At 74.7% G+C, this 5121-nt stretch carries 5 protein-coding genes; 1 reads left to right on the top strand and 4 read right to left on the bottom strand.

The window, feature by feature from the left end; all coding sequences use genetic code 11:
• The coding region (locus RIF68_RS26820) for an MFS transporter (RefSeq protein ID WP_309053874.1) at positions 1-611 on the top strand (611 nt) is incomplete at its 5' end.
• Positions 612-680: 69 nt separating this feature from the next.
• Here the strand turns inward: RIF68_RS26820 and RIF68_RS26815 are convergent.
• The 4 genes from RIF68_RS26815 to lnt form a co-directional block, all read right to left on the bottom strand.
• Positions 681-2636, bottom strand: coding sequence for a GAF domain-containing protein (locus RIF68_RS26815; RefSeq protein WP_309053873.1), 1956 nt, complete (start codon positions 2634-2636; stop codon positions 681-683).
• Between the two features lie 91 nt (positions 2637-2727).
• Positions 2728-3561 (bottom strand): 3-hydroxybutyrate dehydrogenase, encoded by an 834-nt coding sequence (locus RIF68_RS26810; RefSeq protein ID WP_309053872.1) that lies wholly within the window; start codon positions 3559-3561, stop codon positions 2728-2730.
• A gap of 55 nt (positions 3562-3616) precedes the next feature.
• Entirely contained in the window at positions 3617-4099 is a 483-nt protein-coding gene (locus RIF68_RS26805) for an NUDIX domain-containing protein (protein WP_309053871.1), read from the bottom strand.
• Positions 4100-4219: 120 nt separating this feature from the next.
• On the bottom strand, positions 4220-5121 hold a 902-nt coding region (lnt, locus tag RIF68_RS26800), incomplete at its 5' end, for an apolipoprotein N-acyltransferase (RefSeq protein ID WP_309053870.1).

Genomic DNA, 5121 nt, shown 5'->3' with positions numbered 1-5121 from the left:
TGATCGCGATGGGCGCCCGCATGGCGGAGAACATCTCCTACTACGTCATCACCGCGTTCATCCTGGTCTACGCGACCACGCAGGTCGGCCTCTCCAAGCAGACGGCCCTGAACACCGTGCTCATCGGCTCCGCCGTGCACTTCGCCGTGATCCCGCTCTGGGGCGCCCTGTCCGACCGGTGGGGCCGGCGCCCGGTGTACCTGATCGGCGCGGTCGGCGTGGGGCTCTGGATGTTCCCGTTCTTCGCGCTGATCGACCGGGGTTCCTTCGGGAGCCTGCTCCTCGCCGTCACCGTCGGTCTGGTCCTGCACGGGGCGATGTACGCCCCGCAGGCCGCCTTCTTCTCGGAGATGTTCGCGACGCGGGTGCGTTACTCCGGTGCCTCCATCGGCGCGCAGTTCTCCTCGGTGGCGGCGGGCGCGCCGGCCCCTCTCATCGCGACCGCGCTCCTCGACGGCTACGGCGGTCCCACCCCGATCGCCCTGTACGTGATCGCCGCCGCGCTGCTCACCGTCGTGGCCATCGCCTGCGCCCGGGAGACCCGGCACAGCGACCTCGCCGGCGACGACGAGGAGCCCGCGGCCGACCGGCCCGTCCGCGCCGAGGTCTGACCGCCAGGACGACACCCCGGGGCCCCGTGGTCCGCTCCCGGCGAGCGGACCACGGGGCCCGGCCGTTCGTCAGGGGGCGGGTACGGCGGCCGCGAGGGCGTGCAGGCGCAGGGCGAGCTGGATCTCCAGGGCGCGGGCCGGCGACTGCCAGTCGGAGCCGAGGAGCCGGCCCACCCGTTCCAGGCGCTGGGCGACCGTGTTGACGTGGACGTGGAGGGCGTCCTTGGTACGGGCCGGGCTCATGCCGCTCGCGAAGTACGCGTCCAGGGTGCGCACCAGGTCGGTGCCGCGCCGCCGGTCGTAGGCGACGACGGCGCCGACGGTGCGCTCCACGAAACCGTCGATGTCCCGGCTGTCGGCGAGGAGCAGCCCGAGGAAGCCGAGGTCCTCGGCGGCGGCGCCCTGACCTTGGCGGTGCAGGAGCCGGAGGGCGTCGACGCAGCGGCGTGCCTCCGCGTACGCGCCGGCCACCCGGTCCGGGTGGTCGAGCGGCGCGGTGACGGGGGCGGAGGCGCCGACCGTGACCGGTTCGCGCAGGGTGCCGCCGAGGTGCCGGGCGGTCCGGCGGGCGAGGTCGGCGGCGCTCTCGCCGGGCCCGAGCGGCAGCAGCAGGACCGTACCGCCGTCGCGGGCGGAGGCGAGCCCGTGGCGGGTGGCCGCCAGATGGGAGGCGGCCGACCACAGCCGCCGGCGGTCGGCGCCGTCCTCGCCCGCGCCGTCGCGGCCGGCGACCGGTGTGCCGGGGCCCGGCCGGCCCCCGGGGGCGGGCTCGCCGGCCCGGTCGACGCGGGCGGCGAGGACGACGTGGGGGGCGGCGCTGTCGGTACGGAGGCGGGCGGCGCGCTCGCGCAGGAGGCGCCGGTCCCGGTCGGGGGCGTCCAGGAGGTCGTCCAGGAGTTCGCCCCGCACCCGCTGTTCGGCCTCGCCGGCCGAGCGGCGGGCGAGCAGGAGCAGGGAGGTGACGAGCGCGGCGCGTTCGAGGGTGCGCTGGTCGACGGGGTCGAGGTCGGGCTGCCCGTGGAGCACGAGTGCGCCCAGGTGCTCACCGCCTGCGGCGACGGCGGCCACCCAGTCGTCGCCCTCGCGGACGGCGTGGCCGCCGGCACGGCGCTCGGTCCCCGCGGCCGCCGCGCCGGCTCCCGTACCGGTCCCGGTCTCGATGAACTCGACCGTGCCGCCGAGGACCTCGGATACGGCCTCGGCGACGTCGTGGACGCCTCCGCCGCGCAGGACGAGTTCGGAGAGGCGGTCGTGGACCTCGGAGGCCCGCTCGATGACGCCGCTGTGTTCCCGGATGATGTCGTTGGCCCGTTCCAGCTCGGCGAGGGCGGAGCGGGTCTCGGCGAGGAGGTTGGCCGTGTCGATGGCGACGGCCGCGTGTGCGGCGAAGGAGCCGAGCAGCGCGACCTGTTCGCGTTCGAAGACCCTCGCCCTGCGGTCGGCGGCGAAGAGGACGCCGATGACCTGGCTGCCGAGGGTGAGGGGGACGCCGAGGATGGCGACGAGCCCCTCGTCCCGGACGGCGGTGTCGATGGTCCGGGTGTGCTGGAAGCGGGCGTCGTCGAAGTAGTCGTCGGTGACGTACGGGCGGGCGGTCTGGGCGACGAGGCCGCCGAGCCCTTCGCCCATGCCCAGCCTGAGCTGCTGGAACCGGGCGGAGACGGAGCCCTCGGTGACCCGCATGTAGGTGTCGCCCGCCGCCGGGTCGTTGAGGCTGAGGTAGGCGACCTCGGTGCCGAGGAGCGCGCGGGCGCGCTGGACGATGGCGCGCAGCACGGCGTCGAGGTCCCGCAGCCCCGCGAGGTCGTGGGCGGTGGCGAAGAGGGCGGAGAGTTCCGCCTCGCGGCGCCTGCGGCCCTCCAGTTCGGCGCGGACGCGCAGGGCGAGCTGCTTGGCCTCTTCGAGTTCGGCCAGCGCCTCCGGGCCCGCGCCGCTCGCGCGGGCGAGGAGCACGGGCCGGTCGTATGCCTCCGGTGCGGCTCCCCGGGCGAGGAGTTCCAGGTAGGAGACGTGTGCGTGGGACATGGACACAGGGATACCTGCCGAACGTGTGGTCGCACCACCCCTGTGGACAGCCTCGCCGGAGCACCGGCCCGCCGGGGCCGGGGCGGCGGTGTCAGTGCGCGGTCCAGCCGCCGTCGAGGGTGAGCGAGGTGCCGGTGATGAACGAGGCCTGGGGGGTGCAGAGGTAGAGGACGGCCTCGGCGACCTCCTCCGGTTCGATGAGCCGCTTCAGCGCCGAGTCCTTGAGCAGGACGTCGGAGAGGACCCGCTCGGGAGGGATGCCGTGGGCGGCCGCCTGGTCGGCGATCTGCCGTTCGACCAGGGGGGTGCGGACGTAGCCGGGGTTGACGCAGTTGGAGGTGACGCCGTGGGGCGCCCCTTCGAGGGCGGCCGTCTTGGAGAGGCCCTCCAGACCGTGTTTGGCGGCCACGTAGGCCGACTTGAAGGCGGAGGCGCGCAGCCCGTGGACCGAGGAGAGGTTGACGATCCGGCCCCAGCCCTGGGCGTACATGTGCGGCAGTGCGCCGCGGATGAGCCGGAAGGGTGCCTCCAGCATCACCGTGAGGACGGTGTGGAAGACGTCGGGCGGGAACTCCTCGATGGGGCGGACCAGCTGGAGTCCGGCGTTGTTGACGAGGATGTCGGCGCCCGCGGCGGCCGTCTCGGCGGCGTCGAGGTCGGTGAGGTCGAGCAGCAGCGGCTCGACGGCACCGGTGAGCCCCAGGGCTCGTGCACCGAGCGCGTCCAGGCCTTCGGCGCTGCGGTCGACGGCTCTGACCCGGGCCCCGGCGGCGGCCAGGCGCAGGGCGCAGGCCCGCCCGATGCCCCCGGCGGCGCCGGTGACGAGCGCGGTGCGGCCGGTGAGGTCGAGGGCGAGGCCGGCGGCCCGGGGCAGGGGGGCGGCGGTGTCCGCCGGGGGGCCGGGGCGGGTGATGGGGGCGCTCATGCTCCGCACCCTATGAAGCGGCCACTCCCCCACCGATGTGTGCCGGACCTACAGTTCAGCCCGATGCTGTGGTGCGGAACCATGTGGGTTCATCGGCGAGCGCCTTCTCTATCCGGTGGTGGGAGAAGCGCTTCATCTCCGGCAGGGCGTGCACGTCGAACCAGCCGACCTCGGTCGACTCGTCGTCGTTGACCCGCGCCTCGCCCCCGACGGCCCGGCAGCGGAACGTCACGTCCATGTACTGGCAGATGTCGCCGTTCTCGTAGACGACGGGCTTGCGGAGGGTTTCCACCACCACGATCCGCTCGGGGACGCAGTGCACGGCCGTCTCCTCGTACACCTCGCGGACCGCGCAGTCGGCGGGCTGCTCGCCGGGCTCGACGATGCCGCCGACGAGGGCCCACATGCCGTTGTCGGCGCGGCGGCCGAGCAGGACACGGCCCCGGTCGTCGAGGACGACCGCCGTCACCCCCGGCAGGAAGAGGAGCTGGTTTCCGGCGGTCTCGCGCAGCGCGCGGATGAAGTCAGGGGTGCCCATGGCTCCCGACCCTAAGGGATGCCCGGGAGCCGGTCCGGACGCGGACCGCGCCGCTCCGATCGCCGGCACCGGGCGGTCCTCACGCGGCGGTCCCCGCCCGGGGGTCCCACGGGGCGGACCTCAGACGGCGGTGCGTCCCCGGCGGGCCCGGAGGCCGCGCGCCGTGGCCCAGCCGAGGCCGGCCGCCGCGACGGCCGCGAGCAGGGCCTCGGGCAGGGTGCCGAGGCGGGTGGCCGGAGTCCGGGAGGAACGCAGCGGCACCTTCTCGACCAGGACGTCGGGGGTGAACATGGCCGTGCGGGCCACGATCTCGCCGTCGGGCCGGATGACCGCGCTGACCCCGCTGGTGACCGGGACGACCACGGACCGGCTGTGCTCGACGGCCCGCACCCGCGACATGGCGAGCTGCTGGTACGTCATCTCGCTGCGCCCGAAGGTCGCGTTGTTGCTGGGGACGGTGATGAGCTGCGCGCCGTGGGTCACCGTGTCGCGCACGGCCCAGTCGAAGGCCGCCTCGTAGCAGGTCGCGAGACCGACCCGGGTGCCGGCGAGGTCGAAGACGCCGACCTGGTTCCCGGGGCCGAAGTCGCGGCGTACGCGGTCGACGTCGCTGTTGAAGATCCGGACGAAGGACCGCATCGGGATGTACTCGCCGAAGGGCTGGACGTGCCTCTTGTCGTACGTGGCGACGGGGCCGCGCCGCGGGTCCCACTGGATCAGGGTGTTGCGGAGCTTGCCGGTCTCGGGGGCGACGACGGCCCCGACGACGGTGGGGGCGCCGATCGCGCGGGCGGCGCCGTCGATGACGGCGGCGGCGTCGGGGGTCGCGTACGGGTCGATGTCGGAGGAGTTCTCGGGCCACAGCACGAAGTCGGGCCGCGGCTTCCGGCCCTCCCGTACGGCCTGGGCGAGTTCGTGGGTGCGGGCGGCGTGGTTGTCGAGGACGGCGCGGCGCTGGGCGTTGAAGTCGAGACCGAGCCGGGGCACGTTGCCCTGGACGGCACCGCCACCGTCGCCGCCGT

It is taken from the genome of Streptomyces sp., assembly GCF_031178505.1.
Lineage (GTDB): Bacteria > Actinomycetota > Actinomycetes > Streptomycetales > Streptomycetaceae > Streptomyces > Streptomyces gulbargensis.
This window is presented reverse-complemented; position numbering and strand designations above follow the sequence as displayed.